Annotated in this window: 1 protein-coding gene; it reads right to left on the reverse strand. The window is 68.9% G+C overall.

Features of this window, described 5'->3' with window-relative positions; all coding sequences use genetic code 11:
* Nucleotides 1-137: 137 nt before the first annotated feature.
* Nucleotides 138-1,049, reverse strand: coding sequence for an ABC transporter permease (locus GA0115259_RS37645; protein WP_093605071.1), 912 nt, complete (start codon nucleotides 1,047-1,049; stop codon nucleotides 138-140).
* Nucleotides 1,050-1,157: the final 108 nt, after the last annotated feature.

Below are 1,157 nucleotides of genomic sequence, written 5' to 3' on the forward strand. Positions count from 1 at the left end.
ATCAGCCGCTCCCGCGGCGGGCGCTCCCCCACCCAGCCTGATCCAAACGAAAGACCCTAGCAACTACTGGCGAGTTCCTGGCCGGGCCTGTCCTGGTTCCGCTCCAGGCTTCCCGCTCCGGACGTCTCCAGACGTCTTCAGACGTCGCGTCTGTCGAGGGCGAAGCACGCGCCGGCCATCGCGACGGCCGTCACCACCAGCAGGATCCACAGCGGTTCCCAGCCACGAGGGCCCGACGTGCTCGCGATGCCCGCCCTGTCGGTGTAGAAGACCGAGAGCTGGTTGGGGATCGAGTACTCGAACAGCGAGTCACGCAGTCCGTTGAGCGAGTCCGAGAACATGAACATGGCCAGCACCAGCGGCAGCAGGACCACACCGATCATCACGGTGATCGCGCCCGCCGAGTGCCGGACCAGCGCGCCGACGGCCATGGCCAGCAGTCCGAGCGTGGCCAGATAGAGACTGATGCCGACCGTCGCCCGGAACCAGGCCGCGGCGTCGGGCGAGGCGGTGTCCACGATCGAGGTCTGGAGCGCGGCCACGGTCATCGTGGTCACAGCCGTGATCACGAAGACCAGGACGAAGAAGACGATCGCCTTGGCGGCCAGTACCCGGACCCGGCTGGGGCACGCGGTCAGCGTCGTACGGATCATGCCCGTGCTGTACTCCGAGGCGATGGTCATCACGCCCAGCGTGATCACACACATCGTGCCGAGCAGCACGCCGAAGAAGCCGAGGGCGAGCACGGACTCGTCGTCGGCGATCTGGGTCTCCGCGGAGGCCACGATCAGTGCGGCGATCAGGCCGATGCCCACCACCAGCACGACCATGACACCGAGCGTCCACATCGTGGAACGTACGGACCGGAGCTTGGTCCACTCCGAGGCCAGCGCGTCGCCGAGATGCGTCCGGCGGGCCGGGATCGGCGAGACATAGCCGCTGACGGAGCCGCTGAGGGAGCCGTTGTACGGCCCGGAGGGCTGCTGAGGGATCTGCTGGTACGAGGTCGGCGGTGTCGGCTGGGTCGGCGGCGTCGGCGATGTCGTCATCGGGGGTCCTCGGTGCTGTCGCGCTTCGTGATGTCCGTGGCGGGAGCCGTGGCGGGCTGGGCGACCGGCTCGGCGGCCGACGCCGTCGCGGCCTGGGGAGCGGCCGGA

This window comes from Streptomyces sp. MnatMP-M17, assembly GCF_900091995.1.
Lineage (GTDB): Bacteria > Actinomycetota > Actinomycetes > Streptomycetales > Streptomycetaceae > Streptomyces.

Coding starts and splice junctions, on each gene's coding strand:
- GA0115259_RS37645 (WP_093605071.1), bottom strand. CDS start 1,049: ATGACGACATCGCCGACGCCGCCGACCCAGCCGACACCGCCGACCTCG.